At 69.2% G+C, this 18,978-nt stretch carries 20 protein-coding genes and 1 pseudogene; 8 read left to right on the plus strand and 13 right to left on the minus strand.

Translation table 11 applies throughout. From position 1 onward, the window contains the following. Nucleotides 1–18: 18 nt before the first annotated feature. Together purM and purN are read left to right on the plus strand one after the other, a co-directional pair. A complete protein-coding gene (purM, locus tag AL346_RS19780; RefSeq protein ID WP_019401857.1) occupies nt 19–1,092 on the plus strand; it encodes a phosphoribosylformylglycinamidine cyclo-ligase in 1,074 nt (357 codons plus the stop codon). Then, the gene (gene purN, locus AL346_RS19785) at nt 1,089–1,769 is read left to right on the plus strand and encodes a phosphoribosylglycinamide formyltransferase (protein ID WP_019401856.1); all 681 of its coding nucleotides are present in this window, start codon (nt 1,089–1,091) and stop codon (nt 1,767–1,769) included. The genes purM and purN overlap by 4 nt, the downstream gene beginning before the upstream one ends. A 2,113-nt stretch (nt 1,770–3,882) precedes the next feature. Here the strand turns inward: purN and AL346_RS19790 are convergent. From AL346_RS19790 to ndk, 3 genes and pseudogenes are all read right to left on the minus strand, one after another. Continuing rightward, the gene (locus AL346_RS19790; RefSeq protein WP_019401436.1) at nt 3,883–4,257 is read right to left on the minus strand and encodes a hypothetical protein; all 375 of its coding nucleotides are present in this window, start codon (nt 4,255–4,257) and stop codon (nt 3,883–3,885) included. A 212-nt stretch (nt 4,258–4,469) separates the two neighbouring features. Further along, a pseudogene (locus AL346_RS19795) lies at nt 4,470–6,574 on the minus strand (molybdopterin-dependent oxidoreductase). Nucleotides 6,575–6,704: 130 nt separating this feature from the next. After that, nucleotides 6,705–7,127, minus strand: coding sequence for a nucleoside-diphosphate kinase (gene ndk, locus AL346_RS19800; RefSeq protein WP_019401437.1), 423 nt, complete (start codon nt 7,125–7,127; stop codon nt 6,705–6,707). A 171-nt stretch (nt 7,128–7,298) separates the two neighbouring features. Here ndk and AL346_RS19805 point away from each other — a divergent pair, with 171 nt between their 5' ends. Then, complete coding sequence (locus AL346_RS19805; protein WP_019401438.1) at nt 7,299–7,754, plus strand: DUF2147 domain-containing protein; 456 nt, start codon at nt 7,299–7,301, stop codon at nt 7,752–7,754. On the opposite strand, the gene AL346_RS19810 is transcribed toward AL346_RS19805, so the two are convergent. Together AL346_RS19810 and AL346_RS19815 are read right to left on the minus strand one after the other, a co-directional pair. Continuing rightward, nucleotides 7,717–8,664, minus strand: a complete 948-nt coding sequence (locus tag AL346_RS19810; RefSeq protein WP_019401439.1) for a DUF2865 domain-containing protein — start codon at nt 8,662–8,664, stop codon at nt 7,717–7,719. The genes AL346_RS19805 and AL346_RS19810 overlap by 38 nt on opposite strands. Nucleotides 8,665–8,938: 274 nt before the next feature. After that, on the minus strand, nt 8,939–9,649 hold the full coding sequence (locus AL346_RS19815; protein WP_019401440.1) for a glutathione S-transferase N-terminal domain-containing protein: 711 nt from the start codon (nt 9,647–9,649) through the stop codon (nt 8,939–8,941). A gap of 318 nt (nt 9,650–9,967) precedes the next feature. On the opposite strand from AL346_RS19815, the gene AL346_RS19820 reads away from it, so the two are divergent. Next, nucleotides 9,968–10,252, plus strand: a complete 285-nt coding sequence (locus AL346_RS19820; protein WP_019401441.1) for a hypothetical protein — start codon at nt 9,968–9,970, stop codon at nt 10,250–10,252. 21 nt (nt 10,253–10,273) lie between these two features. On the opposite strand, the gene AL346_RS19825 is transcribed toward AL346_RS19820, so the two are convergent. The 3 genes from AL346_RS19825 to gatB all read right to left on the minus strand — a co-directional run bounded on the left by AL346_RS19825 (nt 10,274) and on the right by gatB (nt 13,262). Then, on the minus strand, nt 10,274–10,732 hold the full coding sequence (locus AL346_RS19825; RefSeq protein ID WP_019401442.1) for a GNAT family N-acetyltransferase: 459 nt from the start codon (nt 10,730–10,732) through the stop codon (nt 10,274–10,276). A 74-nt stretch (nt 10,733–10,806) separates the two neighbouring features. Further along, complete coding sequence (locus tag AL346_RS19830) at nt 10,807–11,781, minus strand: GNAT family N-acetyltransferase (RefSeq protein WP_019401443.1); 975 nt, start codon at nt 11,779–11,781, stop codon at nt 10,807–10,809. Further along, nucleotides 11,778–13,262 (minus strand): Asp-tRNA(Asn)/Glu-tRNA(Gln) amidotransferase subunit GatB, encoded by a 1,485-nt coding sequence (gene gatB, locus AL346_RS19835; RefSeq protein WP_019401444.1) that lies wholly within the window; start codon nt 13,260–13,262, stop codon nt 11,778–11,780. The genes AL346_RS19830 and gatB overlap by 4 nt, the downstream gene beginning before the upstream one ends. A gap of 391 nt (nt 13,263–13,653) precedes the next feature. Here gatB and AL346_RS19840 point away from each other — a divergent pair, with 391 nt between their 5' ends. Continuing rightward, on the plus strand, nt 13,654–13,911 hold the full coding sequence (locus AL346_RS19840) for a YjhX family toxin (protein WP_019403556.1): 258 nt from the start codon (nt 13,654–13,656) through the stop codon (nt 13,909–13,911). 38 nt (nt 13,912–13,949) lie between these two features. Here the strand turns inward: AL346_RS19840 and AL346_RS19845 are convergent, their stop codons facing one another. The 5 genes from AL346_RS19845 to AL346_RS19865 form a co-directional block, all read right to left on the minus strand. After that, on the minus strand, nt 13,950–14,261 hold the full coding sequence (locus AL346_RS19845; protein ID WP_019403555.1) for a chorismate mutase: 312 nt from the start codon (nt 14,259–14,261) through the stop codon (nt 13,950–13,952). Next, entirely contained in the window at nt 14,252–15,733 is a 1,482-nt protein-coding gene (gene gatA, locus AL346_RS19850; protein WP_019403554.1) for an Asp-tRNA(Asn)/Glu-tRNA(Gln) amidotransferase subunit GatA, read from the minus strand. Before gatA ends, AL346_RS19845 begins: the two co-directional genes overlap by 10 nt. Before the next feature lie 61 nt (nt 15,734–15,794). Then, a complete protein-coding gene (gene gatC, locus AL346_RS19855; RefSeq protein ID WP_019403553.1) occupies nt 15,795–16,082 on the minus strand; it encodes an Asp-tRNA(Asn)/Glu-tRNA(Gln) amidotransferase subunit GatC in 288 nt (95 codons plus the stop codon). A gap of 104 nt (nt 16,083–16,186) precedes the next feature. Continuing rightward, entirely contained in the window at nt 16,187–16,555 is a 369-nt protein-coding gene (locus AL346_RS19860; RefSeq protein ID WP_026015371.1) for a hypothetical protein, read from the minus strand. Nucleotides 16,556–16,698: 143 nt separating this feature from the next. Continuing rightward, entirely contained in the window at nt 16,699–17,397 is a 699-nt protein-coding gene (locus AL346_RS19865) for a metal-dependent hydrolase (protein ID WP_019403551.1), read from the minus strand. 147 nt (nt 17,398–17,544) lie between these two features. On the opposite strand from AL346_RS19865, the gene AL346_RS19870 reads away from it, so the two are divergent. The 3 genes from AL346_RS19870 (at nt 17,545) to AL346_RS19880 (ending at nt 18,975) form a co-directional block, all read left to right on the plus strand. Beyond that, entirely contained in the window at nt 17,545–17,997 is a 453-nt protein-coding gene (locus tag AL346_RS19870) for a hypothetical protein (protein WP_019403550.1), read from the plus strand. A 35-nt stretch (nt 17,998–18,032) separates the two neighbouring features. Next, nucleotides 18,033–18,536 (plus strand): Holliday junction resolvase RuvX, encoded by a 504-nt coding sequence (gene ruvX / locus AL346_RS19875; protein ID WP_019403549.1) that lies wholly within the window; start codon nt 18,033–18,035, stop codon nt 18,534–18,536. A 157-nt stretch (nt 18,537–18,693) separates the two neighbouring features. After that, entirely contained in the window at nt 18,694–18,975 is a 282-nt protein-coding gene (locus AL346_RS19880) for a hypothetical protein (protein ID WP_019403548.1), read from the plus strand. Nucleotides 18,976–18,978: the final 3 nt, after the last annotated feature.

Below are 18,978 nucleotides of genomic sequence, written 5' to 3' on the forward strand. Positions count from 1 at the left end.
CCCCGGAGCCTGGTCACGATGCAGAAGCCCCCGAAGAACGGTCTCACCTATGCCCAGTCCGGCGTCGACATCGATGCCGGCAACGCTATGGTCGAGGCGATCAAGCCGCTGGTGCGCGCAACGAAGCGCCCCGGCGCCGACACCGAGATCGGCGGCTTCGGCGGCCTCTTCGATCTCAAGGCGGCGGGCTTTTCCGACCCCATCCTCGTCGCCGCCAATGACGGCGTCGGCACCAAGGTGAAGATCGCCATCGACACCGGCATCCACGACACCGTCGGCATCGACCTCGTCGCCATGTGCGTCAACGACCTCGTGGTGCAGGGCGCCGAGCCGCTCTTCTTCCTCGACTATTACGCCACCGGCAAGCTCGAACCGGAGGCGGGCGTCGCCATCGTCAAGGGCATCGCCGAGGGCTGCCGCATCGCCGGCTGCGCGCTGATCGGCGGCGAGACGGCCGAGATGCCCGGCCTCTATGCGCAGGGCGACTACGATCTTGCCGGCTTCGCCGTCGGCGCCGCCGAGCGCGGCACGCTCCTGCCCCGGCCCGATATCGGCGTCGGCGACGTCGTGCTCGGCCTCGCCTCCTCGGGCGTTCACTCGAACGGCTTCTCGCTGGTGCGCAAGGTGGTCGAGACCACCGGCCTCGGCTGGGAGGACGATGCCCCCTTCGCGCCCGGGACGCCGCTCGGCCGGGCGCTGCTGGCGCCGACGCGCATCTACGTGCGCTCCGTCCTCGCGGCGCTGAAGGCCGGCGCCGCCGTCAAGGGCCTCGCCCACATCACCGGCGGCGGCTTTCCGGACAACATCCCGCGCGTCCTGCCCAAGGGGCTCGGCGTCAGGCTCGACCTCTCCGCCATCGCGGCTCCGCCGGTGTTCGGCTGGCTGGCCTACGCGGGCGGCATCGCCGAGGCGGAGATGCTGCGCACCTTCAACTGCGGCATCGGCATGGTCGTCATCGCCGCGGCGGAAGAGGCGGAGGCGGTGGCCGGCCATCTCGCCGATGCCGGCGAGACGGTCTGCCGGCTCGGCGAGGTCGTCACGGCCGCCGAGGGCGCCGAGCGGGTGACGGCGACGGGACATCTCGCCCTGTGACCGCCGCCCCGACAAAGAAGCGCGTCGCCGTGCTCATCTCCGGCCGCGGCTCCAACATGACGGCGCTGATCGCGGCAGCCGCCGATCCGGCTTTTCCGGCGACGATCGCGCTCGTCCTGTCCAACCGGCCCGACGCGGCCGGGCTCGCCGTGGCCGCCGAGGCGGACATTCCGACGGCGGTCGTCGACCACAAGCCGCACGGCAAGGACCGCGAAGCCTTCGAGCGCGTGCTGGACGAGACCCTGCGGGCGGCCGGCATAGACATCGTCTGCCTCGCCGGCTTCATGCGCGTGCTGACGCCCTGGTTCGTCGAACGCTGGACCGGGCGGATGCTCAACATCCACCCCTCCCTCCTGCCCGCCTTCCGCGGCCTCGACACCCACGCCCGCGCGCTCGCCGAGGGCGTGCGCCTGCACGGCTGCACCGTGCATTTCGTGGTGCCGGAGCTCGACGCCGGCCCCGCCGTCATGCAGGCCGCCGTGCCGGTGGTGCCGGGCGACACGCCCACGAGCCTCGCCGCGCGCGTCCTGACGCAGGAGCACCGCGTCTACCCGGCCGCCCTCGCCCTCGTCGCCTCCGGCGCCGTCGCGCTCGACGCCGACGGCCGCATCGCCGGCCCGCCGGCAGCGGAACTCTCCGCCCACGAGGCGCTCGTCAGCCCGCCGATCGCGGGGTGAACTCCAGGCACGGCGAGAGTGCCGACCTTCCCCCTCGTCATGGATGGGCCCGGAGCACCCGGCTTGCCAGAGCTGGAGCGGGAGCAATAGTCCCTCTCCCCTCGTCATGGGCGGGCTTGTCCACGCAAGTCGGACTTGTCCGACTTCCGCCACCTGAAGAGACGCGACGCGCAAGCGCGTTGCTATTGCCAGCCACGCCTTCAACGTCGCACAACGGTCAGGGCGTGGATGCCCGCGACAGGCGCGGGCATGACGGGACGGAGCGCTCTCCCCCGGTCATGGCCGGGCTTGTCCCGGCCATCCACGCCTTCAACGTCGCACAACGGTCAGGGCCTGGATGCCCGCGACAGGCGCGGGCATGACGGGACGGAGCGCTCTCCCCCGGTCGTGGCCGGGCTTGTCCCGGCCATCCACGCCTTCAGCGTCGCACAGCGGTCAGGGCGTGGATGCCCGCGACAGGCGCGGGCATGAGGGGACGGAGCGCTCTCCCCCCGGTCATGGCCGGGCTTGTCCCGGCCACGTCTTCAGCGTTGCACAACGGTCAGGACGTGGATGCCCGTGACGGGCGCGGGCATGACGGGACGGAGCGCTCCCCCCGGTCATGGCCGGGCTCGTCCCGGCCCATCCACGCCTTCAGCGTCGCACAACGGTCAGGGCGTGGATGCCCGCGACAGGTGGGGCATGACGGGACGGAGCGCTCTCCCCCCGGTCGTGGCCGGGCTTGTCCCGGCCATCCACGCCTTCAGCGTTGCACAACGTCAGGGCGTGGATGCCCGCGACAGGCGCGGGCATGACGGGACGGAGCGCTCTCCCCCCGGTCATGGCCGGGCTCGTCCCGGCCATCCACGCCTTCAGCGTCGCACAGCGGTCAGGGCGTGGATGCCCGCGACAGGCGCGGGCATGACGGGACGGAGCGCTCTCCCCCCGGTCATGGCCGGGCTCGTCCCGGCCATCCACGCCTTCAGCGTTGCACAACGGTCAGGGCGTGGATGCCCGCGACAGGCGCGGGCATGACGGGACGGAGCGCTCTCCCCCCGGTCATGGCCGGGCTCGTCCCGGCCATCCACGCCTTCAGCGTCGCACAGCGGTCAGGGCGTGGATGCCCGCGACAGGCGCGGGCATGACGGGACGGAGCGCTCTCCCCCCGGTCATGGCCGGGCTCGTCCCGGCCATCCACGCCTTCAGCGTTGCACAACGGTCAGGGCGTGGATGCCCGCGACAGGCGCGGGCATGAGGGGACGGAGCGCTCTCCCCCCGGTCGTGGCCGGGCTTGTCCCGGCCATCCACGCCTTCAGCGTTGCACAACGTCAGGGCGTGGATGCCCGCGACAGGCGCGGGCATGAGGGACGGAGCGCTCTCCCCCCGGTCGTGGCCGGGCTTGTCCCGGCCATCCACGCCTTCAGCGTTGCACAATGGTCAGGGCGTGGATGCCCGCGACAGGCGCGGGCATGAGGGGACGGAGCGCTCTCCCCCCGGTCATGGCCGGGCTTGTCCCGGCCACGTCTTCAGCGTTGCACAACGGTCAGGACGTGGATGCCCGTGACGGGCGCGGGCATGACGGGACGGAGCGCTCCCCCCGGTCATGGCCGGGCTCGTCCCGGCCCATCCACGCCTTCAGCGTCGCACAACGGTCAGGGCGTGGATGCCCGCGACAGGTGGGGCATGACGGGACGGAGCGCTCTCCCCCCGGTCGTGGCCGGGCTTGTCCCGGCCATCCACGCCTTCAGCGTTGCACAACGTCAGGGCGTGGATGCCCGCGACAGGCGCGGGCATGACGGGACGGAGCGCTCTCCCCCCGGTCGTGGCCGGGCTCGTCCCGGCCATCCACGCCTTCAGCGTCGCACAGCGGTCAGGGCGTGGATGCCCGCGACAGGCGCGGGCATGACGGGACGGAGCGCTCTCCCCCCGGTCGTGGCCGGGCTTGTCCCGGCCATCCACGCCTTCAGCGTCGCACAACGTCAGGGCGTGGATGCCCGCGACAGGCGCGGGCATGACGGTGGAGAGGTTGATCGTCGCTGTCCACGCCCGGCATATCGGGGCCTGAACAGATCCCTGAACAGACCTAGGACGGCCGTTTGCAGAACCGGCGAGCCGGAGCGCTTCGCCGGCCAGGTCAGATCGGCCGTCTCAGGTTGCAGGCGTCGAGCGCTTCGAGCGCCTTTCCGCGCGCGCTGTCGTTGAAATAGCCGGTCTGGCGGAAGGCGGTGATCTCGTCCTGCGTCATCGCCGCGATGGTGCGGCGGGCATAGCAGCGGCAGGGTTCGCGCAGCGTCTCGCGCGGCGTGGCCATGATCTTCGCCTGGGTGACGAGGCAGGCGTCATAGGCCCGTTCGCGGATCTGCGCCGGCGACAGATTGGCGGCCGTCGGGTCGGGCGGCGGCAAGGGAGCCGTCGTTCCGGAAGCAAGCGCCGGCAGGGCTGCGGCCATCACGGCCACCAACACGAATGCACCCGAAACAGTCGCAAAGCGCACGATCGCCTCCTTCATTGAAGACCAGGGCCTCTTTCGCAGATGGAAGCGGTCAAGCCTCCTTCCTCTCCCCGCCTGTGGCGTGGTGCTTGCCGGGTTCCTGGGGAATTGCCGCGACGCCGGCACGTCCACCGGCGGCCTGCTGCATGGCCCCTGCCCCGCCCCCTCTCCACCATGTCGTGGAGGGAGGGAACACCCACACCGCCCGCTTCAACCTGCACCCGAGAGTTCTAGACCAAAACCTCCTCCGCCGGCTTGAGCCACACGCGGTTGTCGTGGAAGGCCGCGCCGCCGTAGGGCGCCACCTGGTCGGCCCCGGTCAGCGTGTTGATGCCCCTGCCGTCGACGAAGCTGGCGTTGGGCCAGATCGATTCCGCGATGAGCACCCCGCGCCGCACCCCGTCATAGAGGCGCGCATGGAGCCGCACCGTGCCGCGCTCGTTGCCGATGGCGACGAGGATGCCATCCGCGATGCCGCGGGCCGCCGCGTCCTCGGGATGGATGAACAGCTCCGGCCGGCCGCCCTCCTTCTGCGCCGAGGTCGGCGTCTCGGTGAAGGAGGAATTGAGGAAGTTGCGCGCCGGGCTGGTGGCGAGGCGGAAGGGATGGCGCTCGTCCGCCGTCTCGATCGCCGTCCAGTGGTCCGGCAGGGCCGGCAGGTGCTCGTGCGGACCGAAGAGACCGCTGCGCGGCGCCGGCACCTTCGTCCAGTCCGGCTTGAAGCGGAACTTGCCGTCCGGCCAGTTGAAGCCGTCGAGGAAATGCGCGCGCCGGAACGGCGGCTGGATGTCGATCCACCTGTTTTCCTCGAGCTCGGCGAGCCGGCCGCGCTTCGAGTTCTCCAGCGTCCAGTCGATCAACTCGCGCGGGCTCATCGCAAAGCCCGGGTGCTCGGCGCCGAGCCGCTCGGCGAGCGCCGCGATGACCTCGTGGTTGGAGCGGCACTCGCCCGGCGGCTCGACCAGCTTCGGGCCGAGCAGGATGTGCTGCTGGCCGCCCGCCTGATAGAGGTCGTCGTGCTCGAGGAACATCGTCGCCGGCAGCACGATGTCGGCCATCAGCGCCGTCTCGGTCATGAACTGCTCGTGCACGCAGACGAACAGGTCCTCGCGGGCGAAGCCGCGCTTCACCAGCTCCTGCTCCGGTGCCACCGACACGGGGTTGGTGTTCTGGATGATGAGCGCCTTCACCGGCCCGCCGCCGCGCAGCGCTTCCGCATCGCCCGTCAGCACGCGCCCGATCTGCGACTGGTCGAGCTGGCGCACCGACCGGTCGAGGGCGTCGAGCCCCTCGATCATGGCCTTGCGCCAGCCGTAGACGCCGCTGTTGCTGTGGAAGGCCCCGCCCCCTCGTATTGCCAGGCGCCCAGCACCGCGGGCACCGAGAGCGCGGCATGCATGTTGACCGAGCCGTTGCGCTGCCGCGCGAAGCCGTAGCCGAGGCGGAAATAGGCCCGCGGCCGCTCGCCGAGGAGCCTGGCGAAGGCCTCGATCTCCTCGACCGCAAGGCCCGTGATGGCCGAGGCCCATTCGGGCGTGCGCGTCCTGAGATGCGCCTCGAGCTCCTCCGGGCAGTCGGTATATTGCGCGAGATAATCCCGGTCCGCATGGCCGTCGCGGAAGAGCACGTGCATGACCGCGCAGGCGAGCGCCCCGTCCGTGCCCGGCTTGACCAGCAGCGCCAAGTCGGCCTGCTTCATCGTCGCATTCATGTAGATGTCGATGGCGACGATCTTCGCCCCGCGTTCCTTGCGGGCGCGCAGGGCGTGGGTCATCACGTTGACCTGGGTGTGCACCGCATTGGTGCCCCAGATGACGACGCAGTCGGACTGCGCCATCTCGCGCGGATCGGCGCCGGCGAGCAGCCCCGTGCCGGCGATGTAGCCCGTCCAGGCGGAGGTGGTGCAGATGGTCGAGAACTGGCCGGAATATTTCCTGACGTGGCGCAGGCGGTTGATGCCGTCGCGCATCACGAGGCCCATGGTGCCGGCATAGTAATAGGGCCAGACCGCCTCCGGCCCATGCTCGGCCTCCACCGCGCGGAACCGCTCCGCCACCGTGTCGAGGGCCTCGTCCCAGGAGATGCGCTCGAACTGGCCTGATCCCTTCGAGCCGGTGCGCTTCAGGGGATGAAGCAGCCGGTCGGGATGGTGGATGCGCTCGGCATAGCGGGCCACCTTGGCGCAGATGACGCCGGCCGTGTAGCTGTTGTCGCGCGAGCCATGGATGCGGCCGATCGTCTTGCCGTCGATCACCTCCACGTCGAGCGCGCAGGTGGAGGGGCAGTCGTGCGGGCAGGCGGAATGCCCGCGGGTGATCTTCGGCTGGACGGTCATCGTTCCACGAAAGCTGCGTTACGGCCTGCGATCATGCCGGGAGCACCCCGGCCCTGTCGAGTGCGCGCCCCATGAAAAAAGGCGAGCCGAGGCCCGCCTTTTCGTCATGGCATCACGCGCGGCTGGGGTGTCAGCCGACGATCTCGTTGCCGGCGAAGAACTGGGCGATCTCCACCGCCGCCGTCTCCGGCGCATCCGAGCCGTGCACCGAGTTCTCGCCGACGGACTTGGCGAAGAGCTTGCGGATGGTGCCCTCGGCGGCATTGGCCGGGTTCGTGGCACCCATCACCTCGCGGTACTTGGCGATGGCGCCCTCGCCCTCGAGCACCTGCACGACGACCGGGCCGGAGACCATGAAGTCGACGAGCTCGCCGAAGAAGGGGCGCTCCTTGTGCACGGCGTAGAAGGTCTCCGCCTGCTCGCGCGTCATGCGGATGCGCTTCTGGGCGACGATGCGCAGACCCGCCTTCTCGATGACGGCGTTGATGGCGCCGGTCAGGTTACGCTCGGTCGCGTCGGGCTTGATGATGGAAAAGGTACGCTCGAGGGCCATCGGTCGCTCGTTTCGCTCGCTGGGGGTTGAATGAGGTGCGGGGCTTATAGCCGCCGACGCCGCAGTGCACAAGCCGCCCGACGGTTGCGCTGCCTTCGTCAATAGAGCGAAAGGCGCACTTGGCCGGAGCGGCCGACTTTCCGTAAGCTCTCCTCCCCCAGGGAGGACAGAATGAAGCACGCAGCAAGAAGCCTCGGAACGACCGTTGCGTCTCTCGCCGGCCTGATCGGCCTCAGCCTCGCCGCTCCCGCCGCATCGGCGCAGGAGGTCAACGGCCAGTGGCTGACCCAGGGCGGCAAGGCACGTGTCAACATCGCCGGCTGCGGCGCCAAGCTGTGCGGCACCATCGTCTGGCTGCGCGAGCCGAATGACGAAGCCGGCCAGCCGAAGCGCGACGAGCGCAACGTCGATGCGAGCAAGCGCAACCGCCCGCTCATCGGGGTGCCGGTCCTGCTCGGCATGGCGCGCGAGGACTCCGGCCGCTGGAAGGGCGAGATCTACAACGCCGAGGACGGCAAGACCTACACCGCCTTCCTCACCCCCGTGAGCGCCACCGAAGTCAAGGTGGAAGGCTGCGTCATGGGCGGCCTCATCTGCAAGGAGCAGCGCTGGACCCGGGCGCGCTGACGGGCTCGCCCGAGACGAGCATGGCGGAAGCGGCGCCCGCTTCCGCCTCCCGGCCCAACTCGAAGCCGCGATCCTGCCCCGCTCCGCAGGCGGTGGCAGCCCTTATCGGCTCGGCAGCGTGGCGGGCTTCCTGAACCGGCAGGTCCTCCGGCTGCGGCGGCGGGGCGTCGGGCAAGGCCTGGATTTCCAACTGCTGCAGCGTCCAGCGCAGGCTTTTCGGAAGGTCCCGAAACTGCGCGACCGGCGCGAACCGCGACAAGCTATAGGGCAAGTCCCTCTGCCCCAGGAAGACCGCCAGTTCCGACGGCAGGACGACCACATCGCCGCGCTTGAGCGTCGCATCATTGGCGATGTCCCCCAGCGGATCCCTCCGTCGTGTCACGGCCGGGGCACATTCGGGCCGGCTCTTCCGGCGATAGGCATAGGCATTCGGCAGGCTCGCATAAGGCGATCCGCTTGCCGCCCTGGCCGCATCGATGCCCTTGTCGAGGGATGACGAGAAATAGATGGCCGCGTCATCGTCGGGCCAGACGGTCCGGCATTCATCGAGGCCGCGGCGGGATTGCGCCATGGGAAAGAAGCGCCCGTCGCAAAGGCGCACGCAATAGGCCACGGCAGCCCTGCCCCTGCCGGTCGCCGTGCCTTTGCGGTCTATCTTGCCCTTGCCGCCGGTCCGTGGTTCCGCCTTCTTCCGCGGTTCTCCACCGGGAATGGGCTCCGCACGCCGGAATAGGCGATGCCACAGCCAGCCCTCTCGCAGGAAGAAGATGACGGCGCTGCCGTCGACCTCCGCATGCGCCACCGGCGGCAACGCAAGTCCGGCCGCGCCGGAAAGCAAGGTGACGCACAAGAAACGGATAGATGCCAGCCTGATTTTATCTCTTTGATAGATAAAACAACATATATACATATGAATTCGTTATATCGAAATATCAGTATCGATATATACGTCAGATACACAACAGAATCGCGGCAAATGGACTTGGCCGCGGTCGCAGTCCATGCAAATCGGCGGGGACGTACGGCCTCATGCCGCCGGCGCGGCGGGTAAGCAGGCGCGCCCCACGGGCGAATCGCGACCCGTCAGCGGCCTTGCTGCGCCACGACGTGCAGCGCGGCCGGAGCGCCCTGCGGGGCCCCGCCGTGCCGACGATACGTCCGGAAGGAAAACCGGATGTCGCGCCTCAGCGCGCGCGCTGGCCGAAGAGGATGGCCTGCGCCTCCTTGTCCTTGGAGAGGTCGACCTTGCCGCGATCCTCGGAATTGATCGCAAGGCCCTTCTGCACGGCGGGACGGGCCAGCACCGTGTCGAGCCAGCGCTTCAGGTGCGGGAACTCGGCGATGTCCTGCCCCTGCCGGTCCCAGAGCTTCGCCCAGCCGACGCAGGCGATGTCGGCGATCGAATAATCGCCGGCGAGGAACTCGCGGTCGGCGAGGCGCTTGTTCATGACGCCGTAGAGACGGTTGGTCTCGTTGGTGTAGCGGTCGATGGCGTAGGGGATCTTTTCCGGCGCATAGATGCGGAAATGGTGCGTCTGCCCGGCCATGGGCCCGAGGCCGGCCATCTGCCAGAACAGCCACTGCTCCACCTCGACGCGCTTGCGCTCGTCGGTCGGGTAGAACTTGCCGGTCTTGCGTCCCAGATACTGCAGGATGGCACCGGATTCGAAGACCGAGATGGGCTCGCCGCCCGGCCCGTCGTGATCGACGATGGCGGGCATCTTGTTGTTCGGCGAGATGGCCAGGAACTCCGGCTTGAACTGGTCGCCCTTGCCGATGTTCACGGAATGCACGGCATACGGCAGCCCGCATTCCTCGAGCATGATCGAGATCTTCCAGCCGTTCGGCGTCGGCCAGTAGTAGAGGTCAATCGGCTTGCTCTGCGCGATGGTCATCAGACCCAGGCTCCTCTTTCGTGAACGAGCGTTCCATTATTCGTCTAGGCCGGCGCCGCGGCAAGGCCAAGTGCGCTGGCGCACATCAGAGTCGATACGGGCGCTGGCGCGCGCCCGTGTCAAGGCTGCGCCGGCGCAGGCGAGGGCGCCCCGACCCGAGCTGGCGTGAATGGCGCACTAGAGAAAATCTATCGATCCGGGCTCATCGGGGGCTTGCATAAATTGCGGCTCTGGTGCGCAATCCGCCATGCGGCCGTTTGGCCGTAACCTTGTCCCGTTCCGATTGTTTCCGACTTTCTTTTTCAGGAGTTCATTGCCATGGCGACATTCGCCCGCCTTGCCCGTGCCTGCCTTGCCGCCGCTTGCCTCGCCCTGCCCTTCGTCATCGTTGCCGCCCCCTCGCCCGCCGGCGCCGTCGAGGCGAAGGAGACCGCGGCGACCGCGACGAAGGAAAAACGCCCGCCCACGCCCGGGCAGCTCGCAGCACGCGAGCGCATGAAGACCTGCGGCGCCGAGTGGCGCGCGCTGAAGACCGCCGGCAACACCGGCAGCCGCACGTGGCGGGAGTTCTCCAGCACCTGCATGAAGCAGGCCAGGCGCTGACGAAGCGCCGGCGCGGAGCGCTTACAGCACCTTCTTGAAGCCCTCGTGGCTGCGCCTGTAGCCGAGCCGCTCGTAGAAGCGGTGGGCATCGAGCCGCCGCTTGTTGGAGGTGAGCTGCACGATGCCGGCGCCGCGCGCCCGCGCGCGGCCCTCGGCGAAGGCGACCATCATGGCGCCGACGCCGCGGGAGCGCTGGTCGCCCCTGACCTGCACGGCCTCGAGCACGCAGCGCAGCGTGCCCCGGTTGGTGATCGCCGGCACGAAGGTCAGCTGGAAGGAGCCGATGACCTCGGCATCGCTCACGGTCACGTAGAGCTCGTTGTCGGGGCTGTCGGCAATGCGGCGCAGCGCCTCGCGATAGGCCGGCTGCGTCGCCGCCGTCCACTGGTCGCCGTGGCCGCCGAGCTCGTCGGCGGCGTGCAAGCCCACGATCGCCTCGAGGTCGGCTTCGGAAGCCCGGCGAATCAGGATCTCAGACACGATTGCGTCTCCGCATTGACGCGAGCGGGGCCCGTCCTCCCCGCTCGACGCGGGAGAAGGGGACGGGCCCTGTCTCAGACAAGGGGTTTCTCGAAGAAAAATTCGCTGCTGTTGGAGATGTCGCCCAGCGCGCGGGTCTCGCCGGCCCGCCGGTAGCCGAGCCGCTCGTAGAGCCGGTGCGCGTTGGTGAAGCGCGTGTCGGACCACAGCGTCACCCGCCGAGCGCCGAGAGCGGCCGCATGGGCCTCGACATGGTCCACGAGCCGGCGGCCGAGGCCGCTGCCGCGCAAATCGGGCCGCACGTAGAGCCGGTGCAGCTCGGCGGTTCCGGCGGCCGGGAAATCGACGCCCACGCAGGCGCCGACACGCCCGGCGGGATCCTCGACCACCCAGTAGGCGCCGCCCTTGTCGGCGAAGCTGCGGGCCGGATGGACGAGATCCGGCAGGTCCCCGTGCGGATCGACGAAACAGCCCGGATATTCGGCGAAGCACAGGGAGAGCAGCCCGAAAAGGTCCTGCGCATCCCCGTCGCGCACCGGCCGCAGCACGAGGCCGCCACGCAATGCGGCGACACCGCGGCCCTCATAGACGATGGCGTTGCCGCAGCCACCGCAGTCGGCGCGGTGGCCTGTCACGGACAGGCCACGCTTTTCATAGAACCGGCAAGCCCTTGCGTTCTTCTCCTCAACCTCCAGCCGAATGACGGAAGCTTCGGGGAAGGCCCGCACGGCCGCGCTGAACAGCGCCCGCCCGATGCCCTGGCCCTGCGCCTCCGGGGCGACGTAGAGCCTGTCGAGGGAGACGATCCCCTCACCGTGGTCCGTGACACTCGCCGTGCCGGCGAGCGCCCCGGCCGCCTCCACGACGAGGAAGGCGTGGCCGGGCCGGCCGAGCTCGTCCGCCAGCCTGTCCGGCGCATGCCACTCGCGCGTGATGGCCGCGACGCTGTCCGCGCCGAGGATGGCGTCGTAGGTGTCGTGCCACGTCCGCGCCAGGAGCGCGCTGACGGCCGCGATGTCGCCGCGGCTGGCAGGGCGGACGAGGATCACTCCGCAATCCCGAGCTTGGCCTTGAGGATGTCGTTCACCGCCTGCGGGTTGGCCTTGCCGCCGGTTGCGCGCATCACCTGGCCGACGAACCAGCCGAGCATGGTGGGCTTGGCCTTGACCTGCTCCACCTTGTCCGGATTGGCGGCGATCACGGCGTCGATCGCCGCCTCGATGGCGCCGGTGTCGGTCACCTGCTTCAGGCCGCGCTCCTCGACGATCTTACGCGGGTCGCCACCCTCGCTCCAGACGATCTCGAAGAGGTCCTTGGCGATCTTGCCGGAGATGACGCCCTCGCCGATGAGCTCCACGATGGCGCCGAGCTGCTCGGCCGAGACCGGCGAGCGCGCCACGTCGAGCCCCTCCTTGTTGAGGCGGCCGAAGAGCTCGTTGATCACCCAGTTGGCGGCCGTCTTGCCGTCGCGCCCCCTGGCCACGTCCTCGAAGAAATCGGCCGTCTCGCGTTCCGCGACGAGCACGCCCGCGTCATAGGCCGACAGGCCGTAGTCCTTGATGAAGCGGGCCTTCTTCTCGTCCGGCAGCTCAGGCAGGTGCTGCGCGAGATCGTCCACGTAGGGCTGGTCGAAGGAGAGCGGCAGCAGGTCCGGATCGGGGAAATAGCGGTAGTCGTGCGCCTCCTCCTTGGAGCGCATGGACCGCGTCTCGCCCTTGTTGGCGTCGAACAGGCGCGTCTCCTGGTCGATGGCGCCGCCATCCTCGAGGATGGCGATCTGCCGGCGCGCCTCGTATTCGATGGCCTGGCCGATGAAGCGGATGGAGTTGACGTTCTTGATCTCGCAGCGCGTGCCGAGGGGCTCGCCCGGCCGGCGCACGGAGACGTTGACGTCGGCCCGGAGGGAGCCCTTCTCCATGTCGCCGTCGCAGGTGCCGAGATAGCGCAGGATGGTCCTGAGCTTCGTCACATAGGCCTTGGCCTCCTCGGACGAGCGCAGGTCGGGCTTCGACACGATCTCCATCAGCGCCACGCCGGAGCGGTTGAGATCGACGAAGCTCATGCTCGGATGCTGGTCGTGCAGCGACTTGCCGGCATCCTGCTCGAGGTGCAGGCGCTCGATGCCGACGCTGATCTGCTCGCCGTCGGGCATGTCCACCACGACCTCGCCCTCGCCCACGATGGGGCTCTTGTACTGGCTGATCTGGTAGCCCTGCGGCAGGTCCGGATAGAAGTAGTTCTTGCGGTCGAAGACGGAGTTGAGGTTGATCTCAGCCTTCAGGCCGAGGCCGGTGCGGATCGCCTGCTTCACGCATTCCTCGTTGATGACCGGCAGCATGCCGGGCATCGCCGCATCGACGAGCGAGACGTGGTCGTTGGGCTCGCCGCCGAACTCGGTCGAGGCGCCGGAGAAGAGCTTCGACTGCGACGACACCTGGGCATGGATCTCCATGCCGATGATGACTTCCCAGTCGCCGGTGGCGCCCTTGATCAGCTTCTTCGCATCTGCCGGTCGCGCGTGCGCGTTCATCGCGTCGTAAACCTCGTCCTGACTTCTCGCCCTTCGCTTGGCCCGCCGCAGCCGCCACGTCAAGTGCCGAAGCCGCGCCACGTGCTCGCATCGTTGACCGGACGCCGCTCCGCGGCTAAGAACCGGCCGTCACTGGAGAGTGTATGCGCAGGAACGCCGAGACCCGCTGAGGCCCGCTCCACGAGAGCGGGCGACCGGTCATCCGACCGGATGCTGACGTGCGTCCGGTTCCCTGCTTTCCTGCCGACGGTCCTTCACACCCCCCGTCATGGCCGGGCTTGTCCCGGCCATCCACGCCTTTCAGCCTTGCGCAACGGCGAGGCGTGGATGCCCGCGACAAGCGCGGGCATGACGGCTGAGGGGGCCGCCGGCATCACGCCAGAGCTTTCCAGTGAACGTCTCACGCACCGAGCAGCGCGTGCTGCACACGCTCGCGCAGGGCGGCCAGATCCGCCACCACAAGGACGACGGCGGACGCCTCGTCGAGGTCGAATGCCTCACCCGCGAGGGCTGGCTGATGAGCGCCTGCACGCTCGACATGTTCAAGCGCCTGCGCCGGCGCGGCCTCATCGCATCGGCTGGCGGCGGCCCCTACCGCATCACGCGGCTCGGCCTTGAGGCCGTGCGCAGCCGCCCTGACAACAGATGAAGAAGCCCCGGGGCGGTTTCCGCCGTCCCGGGGCTGCCTCATTGCCCGAGCTTTTCGTCCTCGTAGACGATCACCCAGTCCATCATCGCCCGCCACACCGTCTCGGCGAGGTCAGGCGGGGCGCCGAGCGCCGCGGCCCTGTGGCGCACGTGGGCGGCCACCTCCTCCACCCGGTCGTTGAGCAGCGCCGGGATGCCCGAGGCGCGCTTGACGGCGATGACGCGCTCGACCACCGCCATGCGCTTGGCGATGAGCGCCACGAGATCGGCGTCGATGGCGTCGATCTCGGCCCTGAGCGGGGCAAGCGCCGCCGCAGCCCGCGCCTCGTCCCCGGCCGTGCTCACGCCCACCAGGCCTCCGGCAGGGCCATGCGGCCGGCCGCATCCTCGATCACCTGCCCGGCGGCGAAGAGCGTCTCCTCGTCGAAGGGCCGGCCGATCAGCTGCAGTCCGAGCGGCAGGCCCTGCGCGTCGAGCCCCGCCGGCACGGCGATGCCCGGCAGGCCGGCCATGTTCACCGTCACGGTGAAGACGTCGTTGAGATACATCTCGACGGGCGAAGCATCCGCCTTCTCACCGAGGCCGAAGGCCGACGAGGGTGTTGCCGGCGCGAGGATGGCGTCGACGCCGCTCGCATAGGCCTGCTCGAAGTCGCGCTTGATCAGCGTGCGCACCTTCTGGGCGCGCAGGTAATAGGCGTCGTAATAGCCGGCCGAGAGCACGTAGGTGCCGATCATGATGCGGCGCTTGACCTCGCGGCCGAAGCCGGCGGCGCGGGTCTTCTCGTACATCTCGACGATGTCCTTGCCCGGCACGCGCAGTCCGTAGCGCACGCCGTCGTAGCGGGCGAGATTCGACGAGGCCTCCGCCGGCGCCACGATGTAATAGGCCGGCAGCGCATATTTGGTGTGCGGCAGCGAGACCTCGACGATCTCGGCGCCGGCCGCCTTCAGCCACTCGGCGCCCTTCTGCCACAGCGCCTCGATCTCGGCCGGCATGCCGTCGAGGCGATATTCCTTCGGGATGCCGATCCTGAGGCCCTTGACGCCGCGCGTCACCGCCGCCTCGAAATCCGGCACCGGCAGGTCGGCCGAGGTCGTGTCCTTCGGGTCGTGCCCGGCCATCGAGCTAAGGAGGATGGCGCTGTCGCGCACGGTCCTGGCGATCGGCCCCGCCTGGTCGAGCGAGGAGGCGAAGGCGACGATCCCCCAGCGCGAGCAGCGGCCGTAGGTCGGCTTGATGCCGACCGTGCCGGTGAAGGCCGCCGGCTGGCGGATGGAGCCGCCCGTGTCGGTTGCCGTGGCGCCGAGGCACAGGCGCGCCGCGACCGCCGCCGCCGAGCCGCCGGAGGAACCGCCGGGCACGAGCTTCGTGTCCGACCCGTTGCGGCGCCAGGGGTTCACCACCGGGCCGAAGGCCGAGGTCTCGTTGGACGAGCCCATGGCGAACTCGTCGTTGTTCAGCTTGCCGAGCATCACCGCGCCGTCACGCCACAGCTGGCGTGTCACGGTCGATTCGTAGGGCGGGCGGAAGTCGTCGAGGATGGCGCTGCAGGCCGTCGTGCGCACGCCCTCGGTGGCGAAGAGGTCCTTGACGCCGAGCGGGATGCCCTCGAGCGGCCCGGCCTCGCCGGCCGCGATGCGCCTGTCGCTCTCGGCCGCCATGGCGAGCGCCTTGTCCGGCGTTGCCAGCACATAGGCGTTGAGCGCCTCGGCCTTTTCCATGGCGGCAAGATGCGCCCGGGTCAGCTCGGTGGCGGAAAAGCGCCTGGCCTTCAGCCCCTCGCGCGCCTCGGCGAGGGAAAGATCGGTGAGATCGGTCACGTTGTCGCTCTCTCGTCGTCGCGGCCGCGCGGCGGCCACCCGCTCAAAATTCGGCTGCGGCCTATTCGACCACCTTCGGCACCATGAAGAAGTCGTCTTCGCTCATGGGCGCATTGGCCACGATCTTGTCCGGATAGCCGCCGTCGGTGACGGCATCCGCCCGCTTCTTCATGACCATCGGCGTCACCGAGGTCATCGGCTCGACGCCCTCGACGTCGACCTCGCCGAGCTGCTCGACGAAATCGAGGATGGCGTTGAGCTCGCCCTGCAGGTGGGGCACCTCCGCGTCGGTGACGGCGATGCGTGCGAGGTGCGCGATGCGGCGCACGGTCTTCTCGTCGACGGACATGGAACCGGACCTGAATGGATTGCGGGAGGACGGTGCGGAACACCGCCGTTGCGCCGGGCTATAGCACCCTGCCCTTCGCCCCGGCAACCCGCTGCCCGGCGGGCTCAGGGCCTCGCGAACATCTCCGCGAAGCCCGACCAGCCGGAGGCATGGAGCCGCGCCACCAGGACGCCGACGCCGAGGACCGCGATGGCGCCGATGGCGAGGCTCGTCCAGTCGCGGCGGCCGAAATAAGGGGGACGCCGGCGTGGTTCGAGATGCGTGACGTTGTCGTCCCGTCGGTCCTTCCCACTCCGGGCCTCGGCCGCGGCCGGCGCGGCCTGCGGGAGGTCGGGCTCGACAGGCGGGACGCCCGCGGCAGGCGCGGGATCGGCGACAGGCGCTTCCGCCCGGCGCTGAGGCGCCACCGGCTGCAGGAGGCTGCGCGGCAGGCGCACCACCGCGTCGGCCGGAATTGGCTCAGGACCGCTCATCGCACGATCACCCGGCATCGCTTCCGATCGCCCTCTCCTTCGCGGCGACGCCACCCAACCATGCCGTGCACCGCGAGCCACGCTGCCACCATAGCCGAATACCGCGCGCCGCGCGACTGCCGCATCGCGCCGAGCCGAAGCCCTTACAATTCCACCGCCACGTTGCGCTCCGGCACGACGACGCGCGTCGCGTGCCCCTGCATCGCCGCGACGAACTTGTCCGCCGTCTGTTCGATGATCGGGAAGGAGCCGTAGTGGCAGGGAATGACGGCGTCGAGCTTGAAGAAGCGACGCACGGCGAGCGCGGCGGTCGCGGGCGACATGGTGAAACGGTCGCCGATCGGCACCATGGCGATCTTCGGCTCGTGGATCTCGGCGATGAGTTGCATGTCGCCGAAGATGTCCGTGTCGCCCATGTGATACACGACCGGCCCGCCCTCCGGCTTGACGACGAGGCCGTTGGGGCTGCCGAGCGGGACGTTGACGCCCGCCTCGCCCATGCCCGCCGAATGGTCGGCGCGCACGAGGGTGACGGAAAATCCCGGCTGGTGGGTGGTGCCGCCGGTGTTCATCGGATCGAACTTTTCGAGCCCCTGCGAGACGAGCCACATGCACAGGTCGTAGTTCGTGACCACCGTCGCGCCCGTGCGCTTGGCGATGTCGAGCGTGTCACCCACATGGTCGCCGTGCCCGTGGGTGAGCAGGATGTGCGACACGCCCGCGATGATCGCGTCGATATTGCCGGTGAAGGCCGGGTTGCCCGTGAAGAAGGGATCGATGAGCACGCCCCTGCCGCCGAAGTCGAGGCGGAAAGCCGAGTGCCCGTACCAGGTGATCTTCATCGTCTGCTCCCTTGTCCTTCGGTTGCTTTCCCATCCTGCGGCGCACCCGCGGCGCCTCCTCGGCACCTCCTGGCGGAACATGCGCATTCGCCCCCTGTTGTGGAAGGACCACCGGGCGCCGGATGGGAGAATCCGATGCGATATCCAATGGCTTATGATGTCGTCTTCTTCATCGCGATGCTAGCGACGGCGCTCGCCCTCGGCCCCGCCATGGCGCATCTCCTCGAGCTGCCCAACAAGATCGGCCTGCCGTCCGGGGACTATTTCGTCGTGCAGCAGGCCTACCGGGGCTGGAGCCTTCTGGGCTTCCTGATCCTCGTCGAGCTGCTCTCCATGGCGGCCCTCGCCGTCATGGCGCGGCACGAGCCGCGCGTCCTGTGGCCCGTGCTGGCCGCCATCGCGGCCATCATCGGCGCTCAGGCCGTCTTCTGGATCTGGACCTATCCGGCCAACGTGGCGACGCGGAACTGGACATTCGTGCCGGAGAACTGGGAAACACTGCGCCGCCAGTGGGAATTCTCGCATGCTGCCGGTGCGTTCTTCCAGGTGCTCGCCATGGCCGCCCTCATCCTCGCTGCCCTGCGGCGCTCGCCGGCCTGATGACCCGGCAGCCGTGCCGTGCTACCAGACCGGCGATGAGCACCCTGATCGTTCCCCTGGCCGACCTCGACGCCCTCCCCCGCGGGCAGCGCCTCATCGGCGTCGACCTCGGCACCCGGACGATCGGCCTGGCGCTCTCCGACGTCGGCCGCAGCATCGCCTCGCCGCTCGAGACCATCAAGCGCACCAAGTTCTCCACGGACGTGAAGCGGCTCGTGGAACTCGCCGCCAAGCACGGCGTGGGCGGCCTCGTCATCGGCCTGCCGCTCAACATGGACGGATCGGAAGGCCCGCGCGCCCAGGCGACGCGCGCCTTCGTCCGCAACCTCGCGGCGCATCTTCCCTTGCCCGTTGCCCTGTGGGACGAGCGCCTGACGACGGCCGCCGTCACCCGCACGCTCCTCGAGGCCGACGCCTCCCGCGCACGCCGCTCGGACCTCGTCGACAAGATGGCCGCCAGCTATATCCTGCAAGGCGCGCTCGACCGGCTGGCCAGCGCCCGCCGCGCGGCCATGGCGGAGCGGGACGGCGAAGTCTGAGCCTCGCCCGACGGGGTGCAGCCGCCGCCTCCGACATTGCGCAAGGCGCGAGAAAGCACGGCGTTTTGCCGGTCGCCTTCATATATCAGCTGTGGTAAGAATGCATTTATTGGTTGCATATAATATTTCATGCTAACTCTGGTTGCAGATCGTGCATATGATGAACGATATCAAACGCGACGGGCCCAACCTTTCCCTGGTTCGCCCGAGCAGCCGGCGCCAGTCGGAGCCGTCTTCCTCCGCCAAGCGGGCGTCCCGGGCCGCTGTCGTACAGCCACTCCAGGATGACCGTCAGGAGCTTCTGAGCTACGTGGCGCAGCTCAGTGGCGAACTGGCGATGATGTCGCGCGCGGCACGGCTCGACACGCTCGGCTATTTTCTCGAGATGGCCCGGATCGAGGCGCTCGGCGCGTTGAGCCGCCTGGAAACGGTCGACTGAGCT

The sequence above is a fragment of the Chelatococcus sp. CO-6 genome, assembly GCF_001271345.1.
GTDB classification, from domain to species: Bacteria; Pseudomonadota; Alphaproteobacteria; order Rhizobiales; family Beijerinckiaceae; genus Chelatococcus_A; species Chelatococcus_A caeni.

What these genes read in the sequence shown, in the direction of transcription:
- AL346_RS19860 (WP_026015371.1), bottom strand. Translation starts at nt 16,555, where the DNA reads ATGAGCGGTCCTGAGCCAATTCCGGCCGACGCGGTGGTGCGCCTGCCG.
- ndk (WP_019401437.1), bottom strand. Translation starts at nt 7,127, where the DNA reads ATGGCCCTCGAGCGTACCTTTTCCATCATCAAGCCCGACGCGACCGAG.
- AL346_RS19805 (WP_019401438.1), top strand. Translation starts at nt 7,299, where the DNA reads ATGAAGCACGCAGCAAGAAGCCTCGGAACGACCGTTGCGTCTCTCGCC.
- AL346_RS19810 (WP_019401439.1), bottom strand. Translation starts at nt 8,664, where the DNA reads ATGTATATATGTTGTTTTATCTATCAAAGAGATAAAATCAGGCTGGCA.
- AL346_RS19880 (WP_019403548.1), top strand. Translation starts at nt 18,694, where the DNA reads ATGATGAACGATATCAAACGCGACGGGCCCAACCTTTCCCTGGTTCGC.
- AL346_RS19815 (WP_019401440.1), bottom strand. Translation starts at nt 9,649, where the DNA reads ATGACCATCGCGCAGAGCAAGCCGATTGACCTCTACTACTGGCCGACG.
- purM (WP_019401857.1), top strand. Translation starts at nt 19, where the DNA reads ATGCAGAAGCCCCCGAAGAACGGTCTCACCTATGCCCAGTCCGGCGTC.
- AL346_RS19790 (WP_019401436.1), bottom strand. Translation starts at nt 4,257, where the DNA reads ATGAAGGAGGCGATCGTGCGCTTTGCGACTGTTTCGGGTGCATTCGTG.
- AL346_RS19870 (WP_019403550.1), top strand. Translation starts at nt 17,545, where the DNA reads ATGGCTTATGATGTCGTCTTCTTCATCGCGATGCTAGCGACGGCGCTC.
- gatB (WP_019401444.1), bottom strand. Translation starts at nt 13,262, where the DNA reads ATGAACGCGCACGCGCGACCGGCAGATGCGAAGAAGCTGATCAAGGGC.
- gatC (WP_019403553.1), bottom strand. Translation starts at nt 16,082, where the DNA reads ATGTCCGTCGACGAGAAGACCGTGCGCCGCATCGCGCACCTCGCACGC.
- AL346_RS19820 (WP_019401441.1), top strand. Translation starts at nt 9,968, where the DNA reads ATGGCGACATTCGCCCGCCTTGCCCGTGCCTGCCTTGCCGCCGCTTGC.
- AL346_RS19865 (WP_019403551.1), bottom strand. Translation starts at nt 17,397, where the DNA reads ATGAAGATCACCTGGTACGGGCACTCGGCTTTCCGCCTCGACTTCGGC.
- ruvX (WP_019403549.1), top strand. Translation starts at nt 18,033, where the DNA reads ATGAGCACCCTGATCGTTCCCCTGGCCGACCTCGACGCCCTCCCCCGC.